This is a genomic window from Rickettsia endosymbiont of Nabis limbatus, assembly GCF_965196655.1.
Taxonomy (GTDB): Bacteria; Pseudomonadota; Alphaproteobacteria; order Rickettsiales; family Rickettsiaceae; genus Rickettsia.
On record NZ_OZ239771.1, the window covers coordinates 179,052 to 204,845 of the forward strand.

Below are 25,794 nucleotides of genomic sequence, written 5' to 3' on the forward strand. Positions count from 1 at the left end.
GCTTTTATGTAACATATTAGTTTTTTGATAAAAATATATACTTTTAAAAAACCTTATAAATTAAAGCAATATTATGTAAAAATATCTTGAAATGAGATAAAGATTATTTTAAATTACAAAAATATTAAGATATATTAATGATTTAAATACTAAATAATTAATATACGCTTATAATGCTCGCTTAAAATTTTAGATCAAACTTAAATTATGAGGGCTATATGATTGCTAAAATTAAAAGTCTTTGTTATTTTTTGATAGGAAAAAACCTATATTCTTTAGGTCAGTACAAAAAAGCCCTAAATGCTTTTGACGAAGCAGCTAAATTAAACCTCACCTCTGATATTTCTCGCTACCAAAAAAAAACCTTAAAACAAATAAAAATTGCTGAAGCTGCCTTAAATAACAAACAAAAATCTGAAAAACTTACAAATAACCAAATAAATCGACAACTTTCTAAACAGCTGGAAGATATGGAAAGTAAATTTCAAACTTTGCAAAAACAAATATCTGATTTACATAACAGTACTAAGTTAAAAAGTGCAGTAGCAGCTTTTAATGAATCCGAAACTGAAAATTTGGTAAAAGAATTACGACAAGAAGTAATAGAATTAAAATATCCTGATTATAAAAACGAAATGTTCTTTCAGTTTACAGAAATGCAAGAGCAAGTTACCAAGCTTCAAGACCAATTAGAAGAGCATGGAGAAAAAGCTGAGCAAGATAGAGTTAGATTAAGAAAAAACAGCAATCAAATGAAAGGATTGCAAACACAGATATATAACTTGGAAAGTAATACCTCAGCACAAGTTATAGACCTACAAGTTCAAGTAAATGAAAATGGTAAAAGAGATCAAGAAGATAGAGATAAACTGAATGAAAATACTCAGCAACTGAAAGACCATAATTTGATTTTGCAAAATACAAACGCTATAGATAAAGCAAAAGCTGATGAATATATTAATTATTTAAAATTAGAAGAACCTTTATTATATATTTATTACAAAACTTTTTATTGGACTATACATGGCTTCTTTCACGCTCATCGCATTTTAAGCACAGATTTAATAACATATAACACTGACTACGCAGAAACTAAAAAGACAAATATTTAAATAATACCAAAGCAACAATTGATAAAGTACATATTATTACAAAGCATATACCTTTAGTAAGTAATTTTACCGAAATTGCAAACGATATAACTCATTTAGTACATGATGTTGTCAAAACTAAAAAGCTTAAAGATATTACAAATACAATCATTGATGTGGCTGAAAGCTATAACACTATAGAAAAGCTAGATAATACCTTACTAAATTCTGCCATTTTCATTACCGATAATAGAAAAGAACAGATTTTAAATTTGGAAGATCATTTTAATAATAATCTGCCAAAGCAAAATAATGGGAACTTACTAAAAATTAAAAATTTAAAAAAACTAATAAACTTTGAATCTTACCCTAAATCTATAAACGATCAAATAGCAAAGCTAGCTGTTCAAGATACAGTATTATTAATATGCAAATTACTTAATAATAATCCAGATATTATTAATTGTACTAAATCAATATTACAAACTGATAATTTTAAAGCCTCCATTGAAACTAATATAGATAATATTCTATTATTTGAAAGAAATATAGAAACAATAGGCAATACCGTACTTAGTAACACCATATTTGATGAATAGATACCTTAAGAAAACTCTTCCATCACTAATATATAGCTTGTTTTTAAATCAAGATCATAATCGATTGTATTATATATCAGCTTTTTTATATCGGCAAATTTTTGAATTAGATAAGAAAGGTTACGATTCGGTAATGCATGAAATATTTTATTTTCTAAATCAGAAAACTCAATATCAATATTTGAAGTTTTTTTTAGAATTCTATTCATTAATAGGAGTATATTATCAGTAAAATCTAACCATAACTCTCTATCTTTAGCGTTAAATTGCTTAATAAACTCTAATTTAGAATTTAAGTTTTCATTATTTGCTATGGGCTGAATAAATTTAGAATATAATTCTTCTTCAGAATGTCTTTCAGATGATTTAGTACTAATTTTAAAACATCTAGATCTGATTGTAGAAATTATACTTGAAGCTCTTGAAGTAATTAAAAATATATAACTATTTTTAGGTGTGTCTTCTAAAATCTTTAAACATGAATTTGCAGCATTCAGATTCATAAGATCTGCTGAATAAATTACAGCAACCTTACAACCTGAAATTGCAGAAGTTTTACTTAAGAACTCCTGTAATTTTCTTATTTGCTCAATAGAGATATTCTTAGCATTAGACGTAGCAGAAACTTCCCTAACAATAAGATGATAATCTGGATTATTTTCAAGAGGGATATTATTCTTTAAAAGCTTTAAACATACGAATTTCTCTATATCTTTTAAAGCTTGTTCTATATTTTCTGCTTCAATAAGCCAGCTATTATGTAGCTTTTTATGTTTTAAACTAAACTCTAGATGCTCAATTATCATATAAACTAATAGTTAAGGCTTCCTGTAATACCATGATCCTTGAAAATTATATTACTAAAGCTATAGGACTGCTAACAGTCCCACGACTGCACCTCAGGCTTAACTGCGGTACTATAGGAAAAGAATATAAATTACTTATTATTACAAGCTTCTTTAATTTTACTTCCAGCTTTAAATACAGGTTGCTTATAAGCAGGTATGGTCATTTTTTCTCCTGTTTTTGGATTACGACCTTCTCTTGATTTTCTGCTTTGTATTCCAAACGAACCAAAACCTGTGATATTAACACTATGTTGATGTTTAGTAGCAGAAATTATAGATTCAAGCACCCAATTAAGTGCCTTTTCTGCATCAGCTTTTGTAAATGATTTATGCCCCTGATGTTTATGGTGGTGACCATGCTCAGTCATAAAAGCAATAAATTCTGTCTTATTCATTTTTTTAGGTTGTGTGCTCATAAAAAATCAACTCTCTTTTAATGGGTTAATACATTACTGTCGTAGTACGATATATACAACTAGCAATAATGCACATCAATATATTTTTTTATTTTTTAACTAGGTTATTTAATTATAACAAACTCTTAGTTTACTGCAAATATCCGTTATTTATAAAGTTTTAAAGATATATATATAATTGTATAATTGATAAAAAAATGTAGCCATTTTACATCAGTTATGCTTTTAAAGCTGGATATAATTAAATAATTCAAGTAAAAATTTACAATAAATATATCAAAGAGAGCATCAAATCAAATGTTATTATCTGAAATTTGCATAAAACGTCCGGTATTTGCAACCGTTTTAAGTTTAGTTATTTTAGTTCTTGGAACAATTTTTTTTACTAAGCTACAAATTAGAGGTACGCCAGATATTTCAATTCCTATTATAAACGTCAATGCTTTTTATGCTGGTGCTGATGCTTTATATATGGAAAAAGAAATAACAACTCGAATAGAAAAGGCTTTAAAAACAGTTAAAAACCTAGATTATATAACTTCACAAAGTAGCACTGGACAAAGTAGTATTACTTTATCTTTCTTATTATCTACAGATATTGAAGTGGCATTAAATGATGTACGCTCTAAAATATCAGATATAACTTATATGTTTCCGCAGGATATGAAAGCACCTTCAGTTGCAAAACTTGATGCTGATAGCTTTCCAAGTCTCTTTATAAGCGTTGAAAGTGAACAATATAACGATTTAGAGTTAACAAAAATAGTTGAAGATTACTTACAAACTCCTTTAGATAAGCTTGAGAGCGTAGGACAGTCACAAATTTATGGCGGCAATGAATATATAATGCGAATAGAGCCTGATCCTAAAAAATTATACCAACATAAAATTTCTTTATTAGATATTGAGGTTGCCATAAAAGAGCAAAATAAAGATTATCCTGCCGGCAATATTAAAACAGGAATAAATAATTTTATAGTAACTCTTGAAGGCTCTTTATCTAAACTGGAAGAATTTGGCAATATTATAATAAAAGTCCAAGATAATAGTATAATCAAGCTACAAGATATAGCTAAAGTATATTTAACTGCCCCAGATAATGAAGTACTATTTAGGTATAACGGGAAAAATTCTATTGCTCTTGGACTTATAAAGGAGTCTAAGGCTAACGTTATAGATTTATCAAATGATGTTGCAAAAGAACTTGAAAAACTAAAAGATTCATTTCCTAAAGGAATAAGCTTAAATATTGCGTATGACGGAGCAAAACCTGTTAGAGCCTCCATTTATGCAGTATTTCAAACCATTTTTGAAGCTTTAATATTAGTGATTTTAGTAACATATTTATTTCTTGCCTCTGCTAAAATTACCTTAATTCCATTTGTTACTATTCCTGTATCGTTAATAGGTACTTTCAGCGTAATGTATGCTATGGGATTTTCTATCAATATCTTTACGCTACTTGCCATGATCCTTGCAATCGGACTTGTGGTAGATGATGCAATAGTTATGCTCGAAAATATATTTAGATATAATGAAATGGGTCATAAACCTATGGAAGCGGCATTGCTCGCCTCTAAAGAAATAGGGTTCGCAATTATTGCGATGACTATCACACTTGCTACTGTATTTTTACCTGTTGGATTCATAGATGGGTTTGTCGGAAAATTATTCATAGAATTCGCATGGACTCTAGCATTCTGTGTTTTATTTTCAGGGTTTGTAGCTCTAACCTTAACACCTATGATGTCAAGTCGTATGATTACTAAACATAATGCTCCAACTCTCAAATTTTTAGTTAAATTTAACGAGCTTTTACAATTAATACAGGACAGATATATCTATTATCTAAACTTAACTTTTGATAATAAAAAGAAATTTGTTCTAATTATTGTTGCATCATTTGTGGTATTAATTATTAGTTTTAAATTTGTGCGAAAAACTTTTATACCTCAAGAAGATGATGGATTTTTGCAACTTTCTTTTAAAGGACCGGAAGGATCTAGCCTAGAGCATTCTACTGAAATAGTAATAGAAGCCGAGAAAATCCTTGCTAATTACAAAGACATAGCAGGTTACTTAATGGTAATAGGAGCAGGCAGTAGTGATAATGTCTTGTCTTTTGTCCCGTTAAAAGATTGGAAGCAGCGTTCTAGATCGCAAGAAACAATTAAGAATATGCTAAATAAGCAGTTTTCTGAGATAGCAGGTATGAAAGTTTTTGCTATGGATCCTCGCTCAATGGTCAGTAGTGGGGGAGGTAGTAGTCCTATCGAATTTACTATTCAAACGAATCTTGAATATGATGATTTAGATAAAATATCACAGCAATTTATAGATATAATGAAAGCAAATCCAATATTTTTAAATGTAAATAGGAATTTACAATCGGCAATGCCAACTATTGCTATCGAAATTAATCGTGATAAAGCTTATTTATATGGAATGAATATGGCAAATATAGGTAAAACAGTGCAGTATTTGCTGGCAGGTCAACAAGTAGGTGATTTTAGAATGGGTAACGATCTATATGAAGTAATGTTGCAATTTAATCAAAAAGATCGTAGTAGTATTAGTGATTTCAGTAAAATCTTGATACCAACAAAGAACAATAATATGTTACCACTTGAATCAATAGCTAATATCACAGAAAAAATATCCGTGAAATCATATAGCCATTATAACAACTCAAAATCCGTTACCATCTCTTCCGACCTTAGCCCTGATAGTAAAATCGAAGATGCGATTAATGAAATTAATAAAATAGCAGCTAAGTTACTTGATTCAAGTAATACTATACTCGAATATATCGGAGAAATTAAGCAAATGAAAGAAGCAGATAGTAATATGCTTCTAACATTCGGCTTTGCTCTCATATTCATTTATTTAGTACTTGCAGCACAATTTGAAAGCTTTGTTGATCCGTTATTAATATTGCTTGCCGCACCTTTTTCTATAACCGGCGGTGTGCTTGCTCTTTGGATCTCAGGTAACAGCCTTAATATGTATAGTAATATTGGACTTATTACTTTAATTGGGTTAATTACTAAAAACTCCATTATGATAGTAGAATTTGCTAACCAATTAAAAGAAAAAGGAGCAAATATTAGAAATGCTATAATAGAAGCTTGTACTCTTCGCTTGCGACCAATCTTAATGACTACACTTGCCGCAGTCGTCGGTAGTATGCCATTGATTTTTGCAACAGGGGCGGGTGCTGCTGCTCGTAATTCTATTGGTCTTGTAATAGTTGGTGGCTTAAGTATTGGTACTATATTCACAATTTTTGTTATACCTGTAATATACCAAACATTTAAGAAAAGTTAATCTCTTAGGGTTTAATTCCCCGAAGGTCTGCTTCGTGATATACTAGATGCATGGAAGAAAGCAGTTATATACATAAAAGTGATAATGTCACAGTACTAATATATCATTTAGTAACACCGGCAAAGTATAGAAGAGTAATATTCAAAGAGGAACTAGACGATTATTTATGTAAAATTTGTGAGGACATAGAAGCTCGTTATGAAATTAGATTTTTGGAAATAGGAGTAGATAAAGAACATGTACATTTTTTACTACAGTCAATACTAATGTATAGCCCAACAAAAATAACTCAAATCATAAAAAGTATTACATCTAAGGAAATGTTTAAGAAATATCCAAATCTTAAAGAAAAATTATGGGGAAGTGAGTTTTGGAGTAAAGGATATTTTATGAGCACAGTAGGTAAACATGGTGATGAGCGGAAATTACGTAATTATGTAAAAAATCAAGGTTCAGGCAAACCTTCTTATAAAGCATTTCAACAAAAACAGTTAAAACTTTTTGGATAGATATAGCTTAATGCGATAAGGTAGTGACTTTTTTAAGAGCATAGTAAACCGCATCAAAAAAGTGCTCAAAATTAGAAACAGTTTTTCTTATTTCGTTCTTGATTTTAAACCAGTAATGCTCAATAGAATTTAAATCTTACTATTACCCACAAATTTTACCACTAACAATTGATAGCATCATTACGCTCTCTTGAAGGATTTCATATCCCCGCCATAAAGACATTGCTCCGGGCAACCCATCACTCTTTCTTGCCATAAAGCCTCCTAATTTACCAAGCAAAATAATAGCTTCTTTTATATTTGGAGGCTTGCCAGGAGTATTATTTGTTCTGTGCACGCGCATATAAAGCGTTTTCCATTCTTGGGTGGTAAGTATGCTATCGCAGCTCTCTTCAGGACAAGTTGAGGCTATTTTTGATAAATATAAAATTTTAAAAGCAATGAGGCTTTTTATGGCAATTAATTTTTGTAGCTTTGTTTCGGCAGATAAGCGAGAGGCTTCTATCTTGCATCCTGATTTCAGAACTCTAAAATATTCTTCTATTTTCCATCTTAGCTTATACCAAGTTATACGCTCAACAGCATCTTCAAAGCTACTCACGGGGATGTTGGTCAGTATAGTCCAATCGATTGCCTCTACTCCAACAGGGGCATTAATTTCTTTAGCGCTTACAACATAAACAGCTAATTTGTCACTGATTTTGTGATCAGTATTTTCAGGGCCATATAAAGATACAGACCTAATTGGTATGTGCCCATATGTGTATTTAATTTCAACATTTGCTTTTCTTGCTTTATGAAGTCCATTGCCTGGGATTTTCAGTCTAATCTCTTTCTTGGACTGTAGCTTACTTATTTTCGTTTGTATTTTTGTTTTACCATTTTCCGGGCAAATAAATTTCCTATCCTGTCTGTTGCGAATTACAAATTCTGCAGCTGATTCTTCAATTTTCCATAACAAATCAAAGATATCTGCTTCTCTATCTCCAACCGTAATAACTCTAGTATTTTCAGGAATATTGGCAATTGTTTCCTCAAACGCGTTAATCCATTTATAGCTTTCTTTATCTTTGATGTGAGTGATATACTTACGCCTTGCTTTTTCCTTCTGATCCTCTTCCCTTGCGATACGTGCCCAACATTGCTGAGAGGTAAGGCCTAAAGGCAGACCTCCTGGCGTCACTATAATAGTACTATGCATAATAAGACCCTGTTTGTGCTTTGTATAAGCTTTGGAGATACTGCCTAGCCCTTTTGTCTTAATATGAGTGTCATAATCCAGGTAAGTTGTATCCTGAATTGCAAACACTAAATTTTTGCCTTGGATTCTATTTTGTGTTTCCACATGATGCGAAGAATAGACTTCATCTATATCAAACTTATCATTGCTAAATAGTCTGTAAGCTCCCTTCGCATCTTTCCAGGATCTGCAACTTTGATTTATTGTGCCGGATGCTTTGCTATCAAGTAAGTTACTGGTTTTAATAAGCCGATTTATAAGTCTTTTATCTTTAAAGTCAACATGCCTGAGCTCATTCTCTAACCAACCAGTGCTTGATATATTTATCCCGTATGTTACTATATCTTGCATATCGCCTATCCTTCTTATTTAAAATGATCAGTGAATACTCTAGCAGCATTTTATAATTGTGGGTAATAGTAAGAATTTAAATCAGGAGAGTAAGTTGGTAAAAATAAAATACTGCAACCAAAAGATTCAATTAACGTTTTCACTTTTGTACTTTTATGAAAATTAATATTATCCATTACTACTATCTGACCAGGCTTTAACTCTTTGATCAATATCTCTTGTACATAAGTTTCAAAAATGTCCTTATTACATGTCCCATCAAATATTATTGGGGCAATAATATCTTTGGCAGACACCCCAGCAATCATACTAATCAGTGATTTATGTTGATAGACCCTTTCACCATAACATCTTTGACCGATAATGCTCCACCCGTGTTCTCTACAGCTATTATCTTCTATCCCAGATTCATCGATAAATACTAAATCTTGTTTGTCTATAGTTTTTAGTTTCAATATAAACTCATTCCTTAGACCAACATCTCTTTTGGGATGAAGAAAAGTTTTTTTTATAACTATAACCTAATTTATTAAGCAATCTTGATATCGTACTTGCAGATACTTTTTGACTCCAGTTGTTAGCTAGTTCCATGGTGGTTTTATCAAAATTTAATTCTATAAATTTTTTAAATCCCTCTATGTCTCTTATTAACGCGAGTTTCGTATTCAAAAAGTCGCTGTATAGCTGATAAACAGTGGGTTACGGGGATATTGATAATACTGTTTTTGTTATAAAGTGAGTACAAAATACAAATTGCTAATTAAAATATGGTATTTATAGTATAAGAAAAAAGTTTATAGGTTATTGAAAAAACTTTAAGAGCAATAACCTATGATAATGGATTTTACAGAAATATTTTATTACGTCGATGATTTTTTTCAAGAATTAGACAAGCATACAAATTCAATTACTAACCATAACAACAAATCTGGTCCTAAAAGTCGACTTAACAGAAGTGAGGTAATAACAATTATAATAGGCTACTGGCAGTCATCTTATGATTGTTTTAAGAATTATTATCTGAAGCAAATATGGATTTATCATCAAAGAGATTTTCAATTAGTAAGCTATAGTCAATTTATAAAAATAATAGGTCCACATTTACCACTATTAGTACTGATATTTAATTCTATTTTGGATCAGTGTGATGGCCTTTCTTTTGTAGATTCAAGTAGTATAGAGGTATGTAAGAGATACCGTATTTCAATGAATAAAGTGTTCGCCGGCATAGCAGCACGCAGTAAGACAACAAAAGGTTGGTTCTATGGACTTAAACTACATCTAATAATTAATAGAGCCGGTGGTATAGTTAAAGCATCTTTTAGCCCTGGCAATAAGGATGATAGAAAACAGCTGGAACTGATGATCAAAAATCTTTTTGGTAAAGTATTCGGAGATCGTGGTTATATTTCACAACAATTATTTCAACAACTTTTAGAGCAAGGAATTTTTATGGTAACTAGGGTAAAGAAAAATATGAAAAATAAACTTATGTCTATGTTGGATAAAATATTATTGCTTAAAAGAGCATTAATAGAATCTGTGTTTAGTAAAATTAAACTATTGGGGAAGTTTGAGCATTCAAGGCATAGATCAGTTACAAATGCCTTTGTGCATATGGTTGCAGCACTGATAAATTATCAAATGTCTGATAATAAACCTTCTATTACATCTCTCTTGATATGCTAAATCCTATGCTATATTAATTCGAAACTCGCGTTTATTATTCTACGATGTCCTGTATGATAACCACTCTTTGCTTTGATATCGCCGGTTTGTTTCTTTAATTTTTTCCATTCTATTATAGTCTTCCTACTAATAGAGTATATCTCAGAAGTCTCTTTTATTGTTTTACCATCTGTTAAACTTTTTATTACTCGTATTCTTAAATCGTATGAATATGCCTTTGCCATAAGTTTTTCATTTAGTATAATCTAACTCATACTCTAAGTCACTATCTTATCGCATTAAGCTATACCTCGTAGCTCTGCTGCGAGGAGTATCATTCTTAATGTTCATTTTATCTTAATGCCATTTATCAGTTGGCTTCCGCTCTCTCCTTCTGATAACATCTTGAAAATAAACTGCAAATTTATTGCACCAAAATCTTACTGTCTCATGACTCAAAATAATACCTCGATATGCCATCTGTTCTTGAACATCTCGGTAGCTACTATTAAAACGATGATATAACCATACTGCATGGCTAATGATGCTTGCTGGAAAACGATGTCTCTTCGGAGCTTGAGTAATACGCATAATGGTGAAATTTAGAGATAAATGGTTACTGCTATTCTATAAATTATTCCATGCATTTGCTCAATACTTAATTTACATCTCTCTTAACTTGACGGTGCCTCTATAGGTGCTATAAATTGGGGACTAATTGGATTATTCAATTTTAACTTAGTAACACTTTTATTCGGTTCTTTTCCAATTGTTGTTAAGTTACTTTATATAATTATTGGTTTTTGTGGAATATATTCATTTTTATGCTTAGGTAAACTACTCTGTAAACCAGGTGTAGAAAAAGGAAAATAATTACTAAAGTGTTACCCGTCATGAAAAGTGCGGGTAATACTGTCTTTAGTCATTGTCAGGAGTTTCGCACTTAGAGCCTGTCTTGAAAGTGTATTGAGAACAAAAACAATACACTAATTCATAGCAAGCAGTTTACAATTTGTATAAAAAAGCAGTAATTTTGCTAAAAATTGTAAATTTTTTGATACATCAAACAGTGCTAAAGTAATATGTTGCAGTACTATTTAATGAGCATATTCGTCTTTCAAGATAGGCTCTTAGCAAAGAATATGGTAATCTAGAGAAAAATAGTTTTAGATAAAAATGACAAGATCAAAATGTAGCAAAGATTTATATCAATCGTTTTTACAAGCAAGTAGTGTAAGATATACTGGCAAAGCATTATCTGAAGTAAGCCCAGTAGATCTATCGCACGATAGTGCAAGTCGATGGTTAAAGAGTAAAGATTTTCGCCCTAGCGAAATCTATAGCAAAGTGTCAAAATATCTTGATCTAGAGGAGCCTTGTTTATTAGTAGGAGATGACACCTTATTGTCAAAGCAATACAGTAAGAGGATCGAGCTTGTAAAGTATCAATATTCTGGGGCTGTACATGATGTTATACCTGGTATAGGAATGGTAAACTTACTGCATTACAATACTCAAATTGATCAATCTACTCCTGTAGATTATAGAATATATGATAAAGAAACTGATGGCAAAACAAAGAACGAGCATTTTTGTGATATGCTTACTTTAGCTAAAGAAAGAGGTATCAATCCTGATGCCATAGTCATGGATGCTTGGTATAGTGGTTTGGATAATTTAAAACATATACGTAATTTAGGTTGGATATGGGTTACTAACCTAAGAAGAAATAGAAAAGTTAATCGTAATGTTAGCTTGGACACTTTGGAGATTCCCGATGAAGGGCTAAAAATTCATCTACGTGGATACGGTTGGGTAACGGTATTTAAGTTTGTGGCAAAAAATGGTCGCATTGATTACATAACAACTAATTTAGAAAACCCTACACGTGAGCAAATAGAGAAAATTGTTAAGGCACGTTGGTCTATAGAAGTTTATCATCGAGAATTAAAACAAACTTGTGGTATTGAAAGCTGTCAGGCACGCACGGGTCGAGCTCAAAGAAATCATATTTGCCTTGCTGTATTGGCATGGCTTGATATGAACAAAAGGAGGATAAATGAAAAAATTACTTTATATCAACAAACTTGGGAAGTTATAAAAACATCAATTCAGAATAACATTAGATGGCTTCTAACTGATATGCAATTTTCCTAAGTGCGAAACTCCTGATTGTAACAAGATTCTATATCTTTTTTAAATGATACTCCTCGCAGCAGAGCTACGAGGTATCTATCCAAAAAGTTTTAACTGTTTTTGTTGAAATGCTTTATAAGAAGGTTTGTCTGAACCTTGATTTTTTACATAATTACGTAATTTCCGCTCATCACCATGTTTACCTACTGTGCTCATAAAATATCCTTTACTCCAAAACTCACTTCCCCATAATTTTTCTTTAAGATTTGGATATTTCTTAAACATTTCCTTAGATGTAATACTTTTTATGATTTGAGTTATTTTTGTTGGGCTATACATTGGTATTGACTGTAGTAAAAAATGTACATGTTCTTTATCTACTCCTATTTCCAAAAATCTAATTTCATAACGAGCTTCTATGTCCTCACAAATTTTACATAAATAATCGTCTAGTTCCTCATTGAATATTACTCTTCTATACTTTGCCGGTATTACTAAACGCGAGTTTCGTATTCAAAAAGTCGCTGTATAGCTGATAAACAGTGGGTTACGGGGATATTGATAATACTGTTTTTGTTATAAAGTGAGTACAAAATACAAATTGCTAATTAAAATATGGTATTTATAGTATAAGAAAAAAGTTTATAGGTTATTGAAAAAACTTTAAGAGCAATAACCTATGATAATGGATTTTACAGAAATATTTTGTTACGTCGATGATTTTTTTCAAGAATTAGACAAGCATACAAATTCAATTACTAACCATAACAACAAATCTGGTCCTAAAAGTCGACTTAACAGAAGTGAGGTAATAACAATTATAATAGGCTACTGGCAGTCATCTTATGATTGTTTTAAGAATTATTATCTGAAGCAAATATGGATTTATCATCAAAGAGATTTTCAATTAGTAAGCTATAGTCAATTTATAAAAATAATAGGTCCACATTTACCACTATTAGTACTGATATTCAATTCTATTTTGGATCAGTGTGATGGCCTTTCTTTTGTAGATTCAAGTAGTATAGAGGTATGTAAGAGATACCGTATTTCAATGAATAAAGTGTTCGCCGGCATAGCAGCACGCAGTAAGACAACAAAAGGTTGGTTCTATGGACTTAAACTACATCTAATAATTAATAGAGCCGGTGGTATAGTTAAAGCATCTTTTAGCCCTGGCAATAAGGATGATAGAAAACAGCTGGAACTGATGATCAAAAATCTTTTTGGTAAAGTATTCGGAGATCGTGGTTATATTTCACAACAATTATTTCAACAACTTTTAGAGCAAGGAATTTTTATGGTAACTAGGGTAAAGAAAAATATGAAAAATAAACTTATGTCTATGTTGGATAAAATATTATTGCTTAAAAGAGCATTAATAGAATCTGTGTTTAGTAAAATTAAACTATTGGGGAAGTTTGAGCATTCAAGGCATAGATCAGTTACAAATGCCTTTGTGCATATGGTTGCAGCACTGATAAATTATCAAATGTCTGATAATAAACCTTCTATTACATCTCTCTTGATATGCTAAATCCTATGCTATATTAATTCGAAACTCGCGTTACTAAATGATATATTAGTACTGTGACATTATGACTTTTATGTATATAACTGCTTTCTTCCATGCATCTAGTATATCACGAAGCAGACCTTCGGGGAATTAAACCCTAAGAGATTAATAGTTTTATTTCTTCAAAAGAAATGTTTTTAACCGGTTTACGTATAAAATTTTTCAAATATATATTTATTGTTTGATTATATAAATCTTCATTAAAGTTGAATATATAAGCTTCTAAAATGTTAGATCTTTCTAGATCATAATAACACATTGTCATTGTCAAATAAAAAGGGACCAGTAAATTGCACGAAAAAGGGACCACTATATGTAAAAATTTTTATGTCAAATGACCTCCAAATTTATAGTTATTAATACGATAACTTTTACCTGTGATGTTTAGTATATGTGCATGATGTACTACTCGATCAATAATTGCATGAGTTAATAACTCATCAGCAAATATTTCATTCCATCTTTCAAAATCCTTGTTTGTGGTAATAATGGTAGATTTATTTTCATATCGTTTAGCAATAATATTAAAAAAATCATCTACTGAATGTTTTGGTAATTGCTTAAAACCTAACTCATCAAGAATTAATAAGTCAAATGATAAGAGTAATTTAACTTTTTTGTGATAGCTATTATCTGCTCTTGCAATATGTAAATTATAAAGCATATCCGATACCGTAGTAAAATATACAGAGTATTCTCGTGTTAAAGCTTTTAATGCTAATCCAATAGCAAGATGAGTTTTGCCAGTTCCAGAATTACCTATGAATATGACATTGCCCTTAGTATTAATATAATCACAAGTAGATAAATCACTTATTACTTTGGCATCAATACTTGGTTGGAACTGAAAATCAAAGTCTTCTAAATTTTTAGTGACTGGTAATTTAGCAGCACTTTTACGACGACGGTAATTATTATCCTTACGGTGAGATTTTTCATCTTCACATAATAGTGAGAGAAATTCTTTAAATCCTAGTTTATTATTTTGAGCATAAATAATCCTTTCATTTAAGCTATTGACTATACCTGATAATCTAAAACTACGTAGGTCATTAAGCAAGTTCTGCATTCTGACCTCCAAACTCTGGCAATGGTAAGTTTACTGCATTACTATTTAAGATATTTTTAATTTTAGAGTAAGAACTTATACCGTAATGTAATGCTCTATGACAAGCTTTATCTATTAACTCATCATTGTAAACCTTACGTAAAGAAATAATACCTCTAGCACAACGTTGCCAATCATTTACTCGTGTTTGTTGTAATAACTCTAATAATAAACTGCAATTATTTCCTATCTGCTGCATTTGTTGTTGATAATGTTCACTATATTCTATAAAACCTGGGCATAGACGTTTATATTTGGCATAATGAGACGGATTAGTGGTAAATATTCCTTTGCCATCTGTTCTAACGTGCCTTGCTATTAAATCATTTTGGATAGAAAATATTTGAACAAGTTTTGGTGATAATTGTACCAGTACCTCACTGTATATATATTTTGCCGGTACGGAATAATAATTATTATCTATGGTGATATGACAATCTTTTGCTACTTTTCGATTATGCCACGATGACAAATCAAACGTTTCTAATGGTAAAGGCATTAAATTATTACTTTCTTCTTGCTCAAATAGTTCCTGAGGAATTTTTTTAGTAGTACCATGTATTCGGTTATTTGCTTTATTTAACCAGTTAGCAAGATCATGTGTTAATTCTTCATATCTATGAAATTTACGTCCAGCAAAAAAATTATTTTTGACATACTTTATTCCTGATTCTACTTTGCCTTTTTCTTGAGGTTGATATACACGACAAGGAGAAAGTAAAATTCCATAATGATCAGCTAAACGTTTGTATTCCTTCTGATATACGGGCTCATAGAAATTGCTATCTACCACTCCAGCTTTAAGATTATCAAGTTTTATTACTTTTGGACTGCCAGCAAAATAATTAAATGCATTGATATGACATTGTATCCATGTTTGACAACTTTGATCAAACACTACTTCATAATAATCAAGGCGACTATAACTTAAACGCATATTAAATACATATGCTTTAACTCTACGCCCCTTAGAATTATACTGTAAGCCTATGTCACCAAAATCTACTTGTGCTTCCTCTCCTGCTAAAGTATGAAAACGAATGCAACTGTTATTTTGTATCTTATATTTTTTGATATAACGGGTTAGCGAACCATAACTTTTTGTATAACCTTGAATTTTTAACTCTTCAAAAATTCTTATGTAACTTAGATTCTTTTCTAATAACTCAATTATTTGTTCGTGCCAAGAATCCAGTGCTGAAGATCGTTCATAGGGTGCAGGAGATTCTGTACCAGACTCTACATAACGGTTTACTATTTTTCTTACTGTTTTACGGTCTATTCTCGTTAGTTTGGCAATATTTCTTTGACTATTGCCTTGCTTATAAAGGGTGATAATTGTTGTGTACATATTTATTCTTATCATTGTATCACTAGATATTTATTTTAATTAATTATCTAGTGAATATTGCACATTATAACCTTATTAGGTTACACCAAATTCTCTGGTCCCTTTTTCGTGCAATTTACTGGTCCCTTTTACTTTAGCAATGACAACATAGCTTTATATTGTTTTTCTTTAACAAGTACCCTACAACTATATACACCCTATTGAATACTATAAGGAACTATAGAAATATTAGCAGTTGGAATATCTAGCTTCCTTGCTTCTTGCTTGCCTTTAATTACTATCCCTTGAAATGAATTTGAATTCTTATAAATCTTTTTATTACTACAACTTAGGTAGAATAAATACACAAAAAATTATAAAAACTATTAATCTAAGATGCATATATTTAACCGCATAGCGAAAATCTAGGGAGCTTGCTCCCTAGATGGATAGCGTTATAATATAAGCGTTGGCATATTATAATTTAGTAGAATGGAATTGAGGCGTAATAGTCATCATGTTTTTAGAATAATGTATCACTTTGTGTGGATACCAAAATATCGTCATAAAGTGTTTATTGAACCTTATAGAGAAAGCTTAAGGTTAATAATAAAGAAGATTGGTTACGATTATAATATAGAAATAGTGGAGTTAGAGATACCTACTGATCATATTCATATGGTAGTAAAATCTGAGCCAAAAGTTTCTCCGTCGTATATTATGCAAATAATAAAAAGCATATCTGCAAGAAATTTTTTCAAGCTTTATCCAAAAATAAAGCGTAAATATTTTTGGGGTGGTAAACTTTGGACGCAAAGTTTTTTTGTAGAAACTGTAGGTAACGTTAATGATGAGGTAATTCGTGAATATGTACGAAATCAAATAAACGCAATGGATAAAATTGAAAAAGAAACAAAGCAGTTTAACCTGTTTTGAAACTCGGTCGCTTGCGGCCGAGTTCTTCATAGATTTTAAACGTCATTACTAAGTTTTGACGAAGCAATCTCAGGGATATACTTCCTTATGAGATTGCTGTAAGTTACGCACAAATCTTATGCATTTTCTTCATCAAGCTTTGCTGCTACTTTACGCATTTTGTCCATAAAGAAGCCTGTTCCTGCAGGTACTAAACGCCCAACTATAACATTTTCCTTAAGTCCTCTTAGCTTATCAACTTTACCAGCAATAGCAGCTTCAGTTAAAACCCTAGTGGTTTCTTGGAACGATGCAGCAGATATAAATGATCTAGTTTGCAGAGAAGACTTAGTAATACCTTGTAATATTAACTGAGCATCAGCAGCTCTTAAACCATTCTTAATTGCTTTTTCATTTATTTCGTCAAATTCACGTCGATCTATCTTCTCACCTACTAATAATGTAGTGCCGCCTGAGTCTGTTATTTCTACTTTCTGTAACATCTGACGAATAATTACTTCTATGTGCTTATCATCAATTTTTACACCTTGTAGACGATAAACAGCCTGAACCTCTTTAACAATATAGCTTGCAAGAAGCTCTACCCCCATCACTTTTAAAATATCCTGAAGTACTGGATTACCATCAATTAATAAATCACCTTTCTTAACAAAGCCTCCCTCATTAATCACAACATGCTTACCTTTTGGCACCATATACTCAAGACCCATCGAACCATCAACTGGGTGTATAATAATACGTCTTTTAGATTTATAATCTTTACCAAACTCTACTCGACCATCTATCTCAGCAATCACTGCGTGATCTTTTGGACGTCTTGCTTCGAAAAGCTCGGCTACTCTTGGTAAACCACCGGTAATATCCTTAGTAGTAGTTGACTCTTTCGGAATACGTGCAATTATATCACCTACTGATATTTGTACCCCTTCTTCTACACTTAAAACCGCTCCAACTGGTAAGTAATATCTTGCTTCTAAACCATTTGATAACATGATAATTTCACCTTTGGCGCCAAGAAGCTGGATTCTTGGTCTTAGTTCTGCTCCACGTGAATATTGTTTTGATTCAATGATAACTTTACTTGGAATACCAGTTGCCTCATCAGTTACATCACGTACCGAAATTCCCTCAACCATATCTTTAAATAATACTTTACCAGATTTTTCAGTAATAATAGGTATGGTATATGGATCCCATTCTGCAAGCTTCTGCGTCTTAGTAACCATATCACCCTCATCAACAAGTAATCTAGCACCATATGGGATTTTACTACGAGCTTTTTCATTGCCGTTATTATCAAGTAATAATAACTCACAGTTACGGCTCATAACAATTTTTCGTTCTTCGGAATTAATAACCACGTTACGGCTAAGAATTTTTACTTTTGCATCATACGAGGCTTCTACAGAAGATACTTCAGCTCCTTTTGTTGCCGCTCCTCCGATGTGGAAAGTTCTCATTGTAAGCTGTGTACCTGGCTCACCAATAGATTGAGCAGCGATCACCCCTATAGCTTCCCCTTCGGAAACTAACGAACCGGTAGCAAGGTCTCTACCATAGCATATAGCACATATACCGGTGGAACTTTCACAGGTTAGTACCGACTTAATCATAATTCTATCTAAACCTGCAGATTCAATTTGCTCTAATTTAGATTCATTAATTAATTCACCTTTGGTGAGGATTAAATCATTAGTTACTGGATGATATATATTAATAGCTGCTGTACGACCTAAAATCATTTCAGCTAAAGGCACTATTACTTCACCACCTTCTATAATACTCTTTACTTCAATACCCTTATCGGTGTTACAATCTTTTTCAGTAATAATACAATCTTGTGCAACATCTACTAATTTTCTTGTTAAGTAACCTGAGCTTGCGGTTTTTAAAGCCGTATCTATTTGTCCTTTACGCATTCCATTAGCGGAGTTAAAGCACTCAAATACAGTTAGCCCTTCCTTAAAGTTAGCGATAATAGGCGTTGGTATAATTTGACCATTTGATTTAGTCATAAGCCCACGCATACCACCAAGCTGTTTGATTTGCTGGAAAGACCCTCTAGCACCTGAAATAGCCATCATATAGATGGAGTTTATCTTTTGTTGATTTGAATCATCACTAACAGGTGGTTTAGCAATTTCTTTCATCATGTCATTAGCTACTCTATCAGTACATCTTGACCATGCATCAATTACTTTGTTATATTTTTCGCCGTAAGTAATTAAACCATTTGAATATTGCTGCTCAAATTCCTTGATCTCAAGCTGTGTTTCATCAATATGAACAATTTTAGATTTTGGTACAACCATATCATCCATACCAAAAGAAATACCTGAAGAACAAGCATATTTAAAGCCAAGTTTCATCAGCTGATCAGCAAAAATTACTGTAGCTTTTTGACCGCAGTGACGATAGACTAAATCTATTACTAAAGAGATATCTTTTTTAGTTAAAGGCTTATTAATAAACTTATATTCTATATTAGGATTAGAAGGCAATAACTCACCAACCATTAATCTTCCATAAGTAGTATCAACTATTACAGGAACTATTTTGCCCTCGGCATTTAACTGATTACGACGATATTTTATCTTAGTATGAATCGTTATAAATTTGTTATATAAAGCATGCTCCATTTCAGTTAAGTCTGAGAACATCATACCCTCGCCTACCTCATGATCAAAAGCAAGCGTTAAATAATATAAGCCGAGTACTATATCTTTATCTGGTACAATAATAGGACGTCCATTAGCAGGGCTTAAGATATTATTAGTAGACATCATAAATACCCTAGCTTCAAGCTGGGCTTCAATCGATAAAGGAATATGTACAGCCATTTGATCCCCGTCAAAGTCCGCATTGAAAGCAGCACAAACGAGCGGATGAAGCTGTATTGCCTTACCTTCGATTAATAACGGCTCAAATGCTTGAATGCCAAGGCGGTGCAATGTCGGAGCTCTGTTAAGTAACACAGGGTGTTCTCTTATAACTTCTTCAAGTGCATCCCAAACTTCAGGCTTTTCAGCCTCAACCATTCTTTTAGCTGCTTTAATAGTTGTAGCAATACCATATAACTCAAGCTTTGAATAAATGAACGGCTTAAATAATTCTAAAGCCATTTTTTTAGGTAAACCACACTGATGAAGTTTAAGCTCAGGTCCTACTACGATAACTGAACGTCCTGAGTAGTCCACCCTTTTACCAAGTAAGTTTTGACGGAAACGACCTTGCTTACCTTTCAGCATATCACTTAATGACTTAAATGGACGCTTATTAGCATTTTTTGCTGCTCTACCGCGGCGTCCGTTATCAAATAACGCGTCCACTGCTTCTTGCAGCATTCTTTTTTCATTTCTAACAATTATATCAGGTGCTTTCGACTCTATAAGCTTCTTTAGACGATTATTTCTATTAATTACTCTTCTATAAAGTTCATTAAGATCTGAAGTAGCGAATCTTCCACCATCTAACATAACAAGCGGTCTAAGTTCAGGAGGCATGACCGGCAATACGTTCATAATCATCCATTCTGGCTTGTTTTCAGATTCTAAAAAGTCTTCTACTAATTTTAAACGCTTTACTAACTTTTTCTTTTTTACTTCTGAAGTCGTGTTTTGTAGTTCTTCGTACAGCTCTTGCTTTAATGTTGAGAAATCAAGCTCTTTTAGCATTTGTTGTACTACTTCTGCACCAATAGACGCAGTAAATGCATCTTCCCCGTATTTATCCTTTGCTTTTTGCAGCTCTTCTTCAGTTAAAAGCTCACCTTTTTGTAGAATAGATAATCCAGGATCAACTACCACATAATTTTCAAAATAAAGAATTTTTTCTATATCTCGCATCGTCATATCAAGAAGCGTACTAATTCTTGAAGGAAGAGACTTTAGAAACCAAATATGGGCAACGGGAGCCGCAAGTTCTATATGCCCCATTCTTTCACGTCTTACTCTAGAAACAGTAACCTCAACACCGCACTTTTCACAAGTAATACCACGATTTTTCATTCGCTTATACTTGCCGCAAAGACATTCATAATCTTTTACTGGACCAAAAATTCTTGCACAAAATAAACCATCTTTCTCAGGTTTAAAAGTACGATAATTAATAGTTTCAGGTTTTATTACTTCACCGAAAGACCATGAACGCACTTGTTCTGGACTTGCTATATTAATTCTTATCTGATCAAATTGTTGAGTATTACTTAATTGTCCGTAAAAATTTACTACACTCATAAATACTTTTTCCTTAAAATTGCTCTTATATACCTTGATGCTTCAAGATTTTGGTACTTAGTTTTGCTCACGTAGTTTTCTACGCTTTGCTTTACCGCTTATTTGACTTCCAACTTTTGAAGTATCTGCATTTTACTTCTTTATTAGAGTCATTGTGTGAGTATACTTCTTTTCTTTTAAAAGCAGCACTACTTGCTCCTCCTAAAAGAAAATTTTAATATTTTTATTCAATAATCCTTAAGAAGTCACTTCAAGTTTTACATTAAGACATAAAGATCTAAATTCTTTTATCATCACATTAAATGACTCAGGGATACCAGATTCAAAATTATTTTCACCACGCACTATAGAGTCATAAATCTTAATTCTACCATTTACGTCATCTGATTTAACAGTTAACATTTCTTGTAACGTATAAGCAGCTCCATATGCTTGTAATGCCCAGCATTCCATTTCCCCAAAACGCTGACCACCAAAATGCGATTTTCCTCCAAGAGGTTGTTGAGTCACTAAACTATAAGGACCTATAGAACGAGAATGAATTTTATTATCTACTAAGTGATGTAGCTTTAATAAATATTTTTGCCCTACAGTTACTAAGCGATCAAAATACTCACCAGTTCTACCATCAATTAACTTTACTTGCCCTGAAAGATCTTGACCTGCAAGCCTTAGCATATCCTTAACGTCTTCAACCTTTGCACCATCAAATACTGGAGTTGCAAAATATACTCCCTTAGCAGCTTCATTACAGAATGAAATAATTTCCTCTTCAGATTTTTCAAGTATATGATTAATATTCTCACCATATAGCTCGATTAAAAACTTCTTAATCTTCTCAATACTTGCATGTTTAGTTTTATGTTCTTCTACTAAACCTGCTATTTTTTTTGCTAGATTCACCGATGCCCAACCAAGATGAGTTTCAAGCACCTGCCCTATATTCATACGAGAAGGAAGACCTAAAGGATTGAGAACAATATCAACTACAGTTCCATCTTCTAAGAATGGCATATCCTCTTCTGGCACAATACGTGAAATAACACCTTTATTTCCGTGTCTTCCTGCCATCTTATCACCAGGCTGTAATTTATGCTTAGTTGCAATAAATACTTTTACAACTTTTAAAGCACCTTGAGGTAAATCATCTCCACTTTGTAATTTTTCTACTTTAGTAGCAAACCTTTTATTAAGAGCTTCTTTCTTACCATCATAATGACTTTTGAGCTGTTCTATTTCGTTCATTACATTTGCATCTTCAACAGTAAGCTGCCAAAGCTGTCCTTTAGATAAACCTTTTAAGGTTTCGCTTATAATAGTTTGTCCAGCTTTCACTGTCTTAGGACCATTAATGCTTACCTGCCCTACTAAAAGCTTTTCAAGCCAACGGAATACAAAATGCTCGATAATTTCTAACTCATCATCACGATCTTTTGCTAGTTTTTCAATTTGCTGCTTTTCGATAGCAATAGCACGCTGATCTTTTTCAACACCTCGACGAGAAAACACTCTTACCTCTACTACTGTCCCACTAACTCCAGAAGGAACATGCAGAGATGAATCTTTCACATCAAAAGCTTTTTCTCCAAAAATGGCTCTCAGTAATTTTTCCTCAGGAGTAATAGGTGATTCACTTTTCGGCGTTACTTTCCCTACTAAAATATCACCTGCTTTTACTTCTGCACCTACATAAATTATTCCGACCTCATCAAGATGACGAAGTGCTTCTTCACTTACATTAGGTATATCACGCGTAATTTCTTCAGGACCAAGGCGAGTATCTCTTGCTATTACTTCAAACTCTTCAATATGGACAGAAGTAAATACGTCTTCTTTTACTATTCGCTCTGATATTAAAATTGAATCTTCAAAATTGTATCCATTCCAAGGCAAGAAAGCGACTAAAACGTTTCTACCTAAAGCAATTTCACCATTATCAGTACTAGGTCCATCAGCTATAATATCATTCTTCTTAACATAATGACCTACCTTAACTAGAGGCTTTTGATTGATACAAGTATTATGGTTAGACTTTTGGAATTTTAATAAGTTATAAATATCAACTGAAGGTGCACTTTCGGTTTTTTGACCAATAGCTCTAATTACAATTCTATTCGAATCTACCTGCTCAACTATACCATCATTTAATGCAAGTACAGATGCTCCAGAATCTTTTGCTACTACACCCTCAACTCCTGTACCAACAAAAGGTGCATCAGTTTTAATTAAAGGAACCGCTTGTCTTTGCATGTTTGATCCCATCAAAGCACGGTTAGCATCATCATTTTCTAAGAACGGTATAAGGGAAGCTGCAACAGATACAACCTGCATAGGCGTTACATCAATGAAGTCCACTTCTTGCGGCTCTACCATTACAAAATTGCCACCTTCAACTCGGCAATTAATAAACTCGCCCTGCAATACTCCGTCTTTATCAACCTTAGAATTTGCTTGACCGATCTTATACTTCCCTTCTTCAATAGCTGAAAGGTATACTACTTCATCGGTTACATGTCCGCCTTTGACTTTTCTATATGGGCTTTCTATAAAACCATGCTTATTTATTCTAGCATAAGTTGCCATAGAGTTAATTAATCCGATATTTTGACCTTCAGGTGTTTCAATAGGACAAATACGACCGTAGTGAGTTGGGTGCACGTCACGCACTTCAAAGCCGGCTCTATCACGACTAAGACCACCAGGACCTAATGCTGATAATCTTCTTTTATGAGTTATTTCAGATAATGGATTTGTTTGATCCATAAATTGGGATAATTGCGAAGTACTAAAAAATTCCTTTACTACTGAGACTAAAATCTTAGAATTCACTAAATCGTGAGGCATTACTGTATCAATATCACCTGCCGACATTCTTTCAACCACTGACTTTTCCATCCGGACAAGACCTATTCTGAATTGATTTTCTATCAATTCACCAACCGATCTAACCCTTCTGTTACCTAAGTGATCAATATCATCTATAATCCCTTTGCCATCTTTAAGCTCTACTAATACTCTTAGTATATTTTTTATATCATCTGTAGTTAAAATTGTAGTTTCATCAGAAATATTCAATTCTAACCTTGAATTCATTTTTATTCGGCCTACTTCTGAAAGATCATATCTTTCAGGGTCAAAGAATAAATTATAAAATAAACTTTCAGCAGCTTCAATATTAGCAGGCTCTCCTGGTCTTAATACTCTAAAAATATCAAATAATGCTGATTCACGATCTTGATTCTTATCAGAAAATAAAGTATTTCTGATATATGGACCGGATTGAGGATTAATTACTAATACACTAATATTTTTAATTTTAAGATCACTAATTACACTAAGTAACTCAACAGTAACCATTTCACCGATTTTTGCTAATATTTCATCACTTTCAGGATCTTTTAAATCCACAGATAAATATTTACCAGTTAAAGCCTCATGAGATACTAAAATATTATTAAGTCCTTCTCCAGCATATTTTTTAGCTAGGCGAGGAGTAATTTTTTGTCCTGCTTTAAGCAAAACATTTCCTGTATCAGCATCTATTAAATCACTTGTTAATCTATGTGCAGTAATATGGCTAGGCATAAATTTAACTGCCCACCCCTTATTTTTAACAGCTTTATAATTTACTGAATCATAATAAAATTTTATAATTTCTTCTGTACTCATGCCTATTGCTTTAAGCAAAGTAGTAGCATAAAGTTTTCTTTTTCTATCTATTCTAAAATAAATAATATCTTTAGCATCAAACTCTAAATCAAGCCATGACCCTCTATATGGAATAACACGTGCAGAATATAAAAGTTTTCTAGAAGAATGAACTTTGCCCTCATCATGATAGAAGAACACCCCAGGTGAGCGATGCATTTGCGATACAACTACTCTTTCTGTACCATTAATGATAAAAGTACCATTTTTAGTCATTAATGGGATATTACCCATATATACTTGCTGCTCTTTTATACTTTTAATTTCTCGGCTACCAGTATCTTCATCTATATCCCAGATACTTAACCTTAAGGTTACCTTAAGAGCAGAATCATAGCTTAAGCTTCTTTGAGTGCATTCTTCCACATCATATTTTGGAGTATCAAATTCATATTTAACGAATTCTAAATTAGCTATATTAGAAGGATCAGAGATAGGAAAAATTGAATTTAATATAGATTGTAAGCCTTTATTTTTTCTTTCGGAATCTTTTGTATCTAGCTGTAGAAAATTCTTTTCATATGAATTTTTTTGAATTTCAATCAAATTCGGTATATCTGCTACTAAATTTATATGACCAAAATTTTTTCTTACTCTTTTATTATGTGACAAGGGTTGTACTTCAATATTATCCCTTAATGAAACCATATAATCTCCTGACTGATAAAAAATTAACTATCAACATTGAAGTTAACAGTTAAAGAAACTTAATAGAC

The 25,794-nt window shown here is 32.2% G+C and carries 21 protein-coding genes and 1 pseudogene; 9 read left to right on the forward strand and 13 right to left on the reverse strand.

Annotation, left to right across the window (positions count from 1 at the left end):
- Positions 1-218 precede the first annotated feature (218 nt).
- Positions 219-1,112, forward strand: a complete 894-nt coding sequence (locus ACOAL3_RS01000; protein WP_419235159.1) for a tetratricopeptide repeat protein — start codon at positions 219-221, stop codon at positions 1,110-1,112.
- 155 nt (positions 1,113-1,267) lie between these two features.
- Complete coding sequence (locus ACOAL3_RS01005; protein WP_419235160.1) at positions 1,268-1,690, forward strand: hypothetical protein; 423 nt, start codon at positions 1,268-1,270, stop codon at positions 1,688-1,690.
- A 5-nt stretch (positions 1,691-1,695) separates the two neighbouring features.
- Here ACOAL3_RS01005 and ACOAL3_RS01010 read toward each other — a convergent pair whose 3' ends face one another.
- Both ACOAL3_RS01010 and ACOAL3_RS01015 read right to left on the reverse strand, forming a co-directional pair.
- The gene (locus tag ACOAL3_RS01010) at positions 1,696-2,496 is read right to left on the reverse strand and encodes a DNA polymerase III delta subunit-related protein (protein WP_419235161.1); all 801 of its coding nucleotides are present in this window, start codon (positions 2,494-2,496) and stop codon (positions 1,696-1,698) included.
- Positions 2,497-2,627: 131 nt separating this feature from the next.
- On the reverse strand, positions 2,628-2,933 hold the full coding sequence (locus ACOAL3_RS01015) for an HU family DNA-binding protein (protein ID WP_395476652.1): 306 nt from the start codon (positions 2,931-2,933) through the stop codon (positions 2,628-2,630).
- 318 nt (positions 2,934-3,251) lie between these two features.
- On the opposite strand from ACOAL3_RS01015, the gene ACOAL3_RS01020 reads away from it, so the two are divergent.
- Positions 3,252-6,281 carry an efflux RND transporter permease subunit gene (locus ACOAL3_RS01020; protein WP_419235162.1) on the forward strand — a complete coding sequence of 1,010 codons (3,030 nt, stop codon included), beginning with the start codon at positions 3,252-3,254 and terminating at the stop codon, positions 6,279-6,281.
- A 50-nt stretch (positions 6,282-6,331) separates the two neighbouring features.
- Positions 6,332-6,790, forward strand: coding sequence for an IS200/IS605 family transposase (gene tnpA / locus ACOAL3_RS01025; RefSeq protein ID WP_419234569.1), 459 nt, complete (start codon positions 6,332-6,334; stop codon positions 6,788-6,790).
- A 142-nt stretch (positions 6,791-6,932) separates the two neighbouring features.
- On the opposite strand, the gene ACOAL3_RS01030 is transcribed toward tnpA (ACOAL3_RS01025), so the two are convergent.
- Together ACOAL3_RS01030 and ACOAL3_RS01035 are read right to left on the reverse strand one after the other, a co-directional pair.
- Positions 6,933-8,381, reverse strand: coding sequence for an IS4 family transposase (locus ACOAL3_RS01030; protein ID WP_419234585.1), 1,449 nt, complete (start codon positions 8,379-8,381; stop codon positions 6,933-6,935).
- Positions 8,382-8,455: 74 nt separating this feature from the next.
- A pseudogene (locus ACOAL3_RS01035) lies at positions 8,456-9,023 on the reverse strand (IS630 family transposase); the annotation flags it as partial.
- Between the two features lie 189 nt (positions 9,024-9,212).
- Here ACOAL3_RS01035 and ACOAL3_RS01040 point away from each other — a divergent pair.
- Entirely contained in the window at positions 9,213-10,070 is an 858-nt protein-coding gene (locus ACOAL3_RS01040) for an IS982 family transposase (RefSeq protein ID WP_419235163.1), read from the forward strand.
- 8 nt (positions 10,071-10,078) lie between these two features.
- On the opposite strand, the gene ACOAL3_RS01045 is transcribed toward ACOAL3_RS01040, so the two are convergent.
- Together ACOAL3_RS01045 and ACOAL3_RS01050 are read right to left on the reverse strand one after the other, a co-directional pair.
- A complete protein-coding gene (locus ACOAL3_RS01045; protein ID WP_419235164.1) occupies positions 10,079-10,294 on the reverse strand; it encodes an IS630 transposase-related protein in 216 nt (71 codons plus the stop codon).
- A 112-nt stretch (positions 10,295-10,406) separates the two neighbouring features.
- Positions 10,407-10,640: a hypothetical protein gene (locus tag ACOAL3_RS01050; protein WP_419235165.1), complete on the reverse strand. Its 234-nt coding sequence runs from the start codon at positions 10,638-10,640 to the stop codon at positions 10,407-10,409.
- Between the two features lie 102 nt (positions 10,641-10,742).
- Between ACOAL3_RS01050 and ACOAL3_RS01055 the strand changes: the two genes are divergently transcribed.
- Positions 10,743-10,922 (forward strand): DUF378 domain-containing protein, encoded by a 180-nt coding sequence (locus ACOAL3_RS01055; RefSeq protein ID WP_419235594.1) that lies wholly within the window; start codon positions 10,743-10,745, stop codon positions 10,920-10,922.
- Positions 10,923-11,225: 303 nt separating this feature from the next.
- On the forward strand, positions 11,226-12,206 hold the full coding sequence (locus tag ACOAL3_RS01060; RefSeq protein ID WP_419234551.1) for an IS701 family transposase: 981 nt from the start codon (positions 11,226-11,228) through the stop codon (positions 12,204-12,206).
- Positions 12,207-12,281: 75 nt separating this feature from the next.
- On the opposite strand, the gene tnpA (ACOAL3_RS01065) is transcribed toward ACOAL3_RS01060, so the two are convergent.
- On the reverse strand, positions 12,282-12,698 hold the full coding sequence (tnpA, locus tag ACOAL3_RS01065; RefSeq protein WP_419235593.1) for an IS200/IS605 family transposase: 417 nt from the start codon (positions 12,696-12,698) through the stop codon (positions 12,282-12,284).
- Between the two features lie 166 nt (positions 12,699-12,864).
- On the opposite strand from tnpA (ACOAL3_RS01065), the gene ACOAL3_RS01070 reads away from it, so the two are divergent.
- Positions 12,865-13,722 carry an IS982 family transposase gene (locus ACOAL3_RS01070; protein ID WP_419234519.1) on the forward strand — a complete coding sequence of 286 codons (858 nt, stop codon included), beginning with the start codon at positions 12,865-12,867 and terminating at the stop codon, positions 13,720-13,722.
- Positions 13,723-13,858: 136 nt separating this feature from the next.
- Here the strand turns inward: ACOAL3_RS01070 and ACOAL3_RS01075 are convergent, their stop codons facing one another.
- From ACOAL3_RS01075 to ACOAL3_RS01090, 4 genes are all read right to left on the reverse strand, one after another.
- On the reverse strand, positions 13,859-14,026 hold the full coding sequence (locus ACOAL3_RS01075; protein ID WP_419235166.1) for a riboflavin kinase: 168 nt from the start codon (positions 14,024-14,026) through the stop codon (positions 13,859-13,861).
- 60 nt (positions 14,027-14,086) lie between these two features.
- Positions 14,087-14,830, reverse strand: a complete 744-nt coding sequence (gene istB / locus ACOAL3_RS01080; RefSeq protein ID WP_419234522.1) for an IS21-like element helper ATPase IstB — start codon at positions 14,828-14,830, stop codon at positions 14,087-14,089.
- Positions 14,814-16,220, reverse strand: a complete 1,407-nt coding sequence (istA, locus tag ACOAL3_RS01085) for an IS21 family transposase (RefSeq protein ID WP_419234561.1) — start codon at positions 16,218-16,220, stop codon at positions 14,814-14,816. The genes istB and istA overlap by 17 nt, the downstream gene beginning before the upstream one ends.
- Before the next feature lie 197 nt (positions 16,221-16,417).
- Positions 16,418-16,567 (reverse strand): riboflavin kinase, encoded by a 150-nt coding sequence (locus ACOAL3_RS01090; protein ID WP_419235167.1) that lies wholly within the window; start codon positions 16,565-16,567, stop codon positions 16,418-16,420.
- Between the two features lie 163 nt (positions 16,568-16,730).
- On the opposite strand from ACOAL3_RS01090, the gene tnpA (ACOAL3_RS01095) reads away from it, so the two are divergent.
- On the forward strand, positions 16,731-17,135 hold the full coding sequence (gene tnpA / locus ACOAL3_RS01095; protein ID WP_419234538.1) for an IS200/IS605 family transposase: 405 nt from the start codon (positions 16,731-16,733) through the stop codon (positions 17,133-17,135).
- Positions 17,136-17,251: 116 nt separating this feature from the next.
- Here tnpA (ACOAL3_RS01095) and rpoC read toward each other — a convergent pair whose 3' ends face one another.
- Positions 17,252-21,370 carry a DNA-directed RNA polymerase subunit beta' gene (rpoC, locus tag ACOAL3_RS01100; protein WP_395476659.1) on the reverse strand — a complete coding sequence of 1,373 codons (4,119 nt, stop codon included), beginning with the start codon at positions 21,368-21,370 and terminating at the stop codon, positions 17,252-17,254.
- Between the two features lie 237 nt (positions 21,371-21,607).
- Positions 21,608-25,726, reverse strand: coding sequence for a DNA-directed RNA polymerase subunit beta (gene rpoB / locus ACOAL3_RS01105; protein WP_419235168.1), 4,119 nt, complete (start codon positions 25,724-25,726; stop codon positions 21,608-21,610).
- Between the last annotated feature and the right edge of the window lie 68 nt (positions 25,727-25,794).

Bases quoted from the DNA above. Each gene is read 5' to 3' on its own strand.
- tnpA (WP_419234569.1), top strand. From the start codon at position 6,332: ATGGAAGAAAGCAGTTATATACATAAAAGTGATAATGTCACAGTACTA.
- ACOAL3_RS01020 (WP_419235162.1), top strand. From the start codon at position 3,252: ATGTTATTATCTGAAATTTGCATAAAACGTCCGGTATTTGCAACCGTT.
- ACOAL3_RS01015 (WP_395476652.1), bottom strand. From the start codon at position 2,933: ATGAATAAGACAGAATTTATTGCTTTTATGACTGAGCATGGTCACCAC.
- istB (WP_419234522.1), bottom strand. From the start codon at position 14,830: ATGCAGAACTTGCTTAATGACCTACGTAGTTTTAGATTATCAGGTATA.
- rpoB (WP_419235168.1), bottom strand. From the start codon at position 25,726: ATGGTTTCATTAAGGGATAATATTGAAGTACAACCCTTGTCACATAAT.
- ACOAL3_RS01070 (WP_419234519.1), top strand. From the start codon at position 12,865: ATGATAATGGATTTTACAGAAATATTTTGTTACGTCGATGATTTTTTT.
- ACOAL3_RS01040 (WP_419235163.1), top strand. From the start codon at position 9,213: ATGATAATGGATTTTACAGAAATATTTTATTACGTCGATGATTTTTTT.
- ACOAL3_RS01075 (WP_419235166.1), bottom strand. From the start codon at position 14,026: ATGACAATGTGTTATTATGATCTAGAAAGATCTAACATTTTAGAAGCT.
- rpoC (WP_395476659.1), bottom strand. From the start codon at position 21,370: ATGAGTGTAGTAAATTTTTACGGACAATTAAGTAATACTCAACAATTT.
- tnpA (WP_419234538.1), top strand. From the start codon at position 16,731: ATGTATCACTTTGTGTGGATACCAAAATATCGTCATAAAGTGTTTATT.
- ACOAL3_RS01045 (WP_419235164.1), bottom strand. From the start codon at position 10,294: ATGGCAAAGGCATATTCATACGATTTAAGAATACGAGTAATAAAAAGT.
- ACOAL3_RS01050 (WP_419235165.1), bottom strand. From the start codon at position 10,640: ATGCGTATTACTCAAGCTCCGAAGAGACATCGTTTTCCAGCAAGCATC.
- ACOAL3_RS01030 (WP_419234585.1), bottom strand. From the start codon at position 8,381: ATGCAAGATATAGTAACATACGGGATAAATATATCAAGCACTGGTTGG.
- ACOAL3_RS01060 (WP_419234551.1), top strand. From the start codon at position 11,226: ATGACAAGATCAAAATGTAGCAAAGATTTATATCAATCGTTTTTACAA.
- istA (WP_419234561.1), bottom strand. From the start codon at position 16,220: ATGTACACAACAATTATCACCCTTTATAAGCAAGGCAATAGTCAAAGA.
- ACOAL3_RS01010 (WP_419235161.1), bottom strand. From the start codon at position 2,496: ATGATAATTGAGCATCTAGAGTTTAGTTTAAAACATAAAAAGCTACAT.
- ACOAL3_RS01000 (WP_419235159.1), top strand. From the start codon at position 219: ATGATTGCTAAAATTAAAAGTCTTTGTTATTTTTTGATAGGAAAAAAC.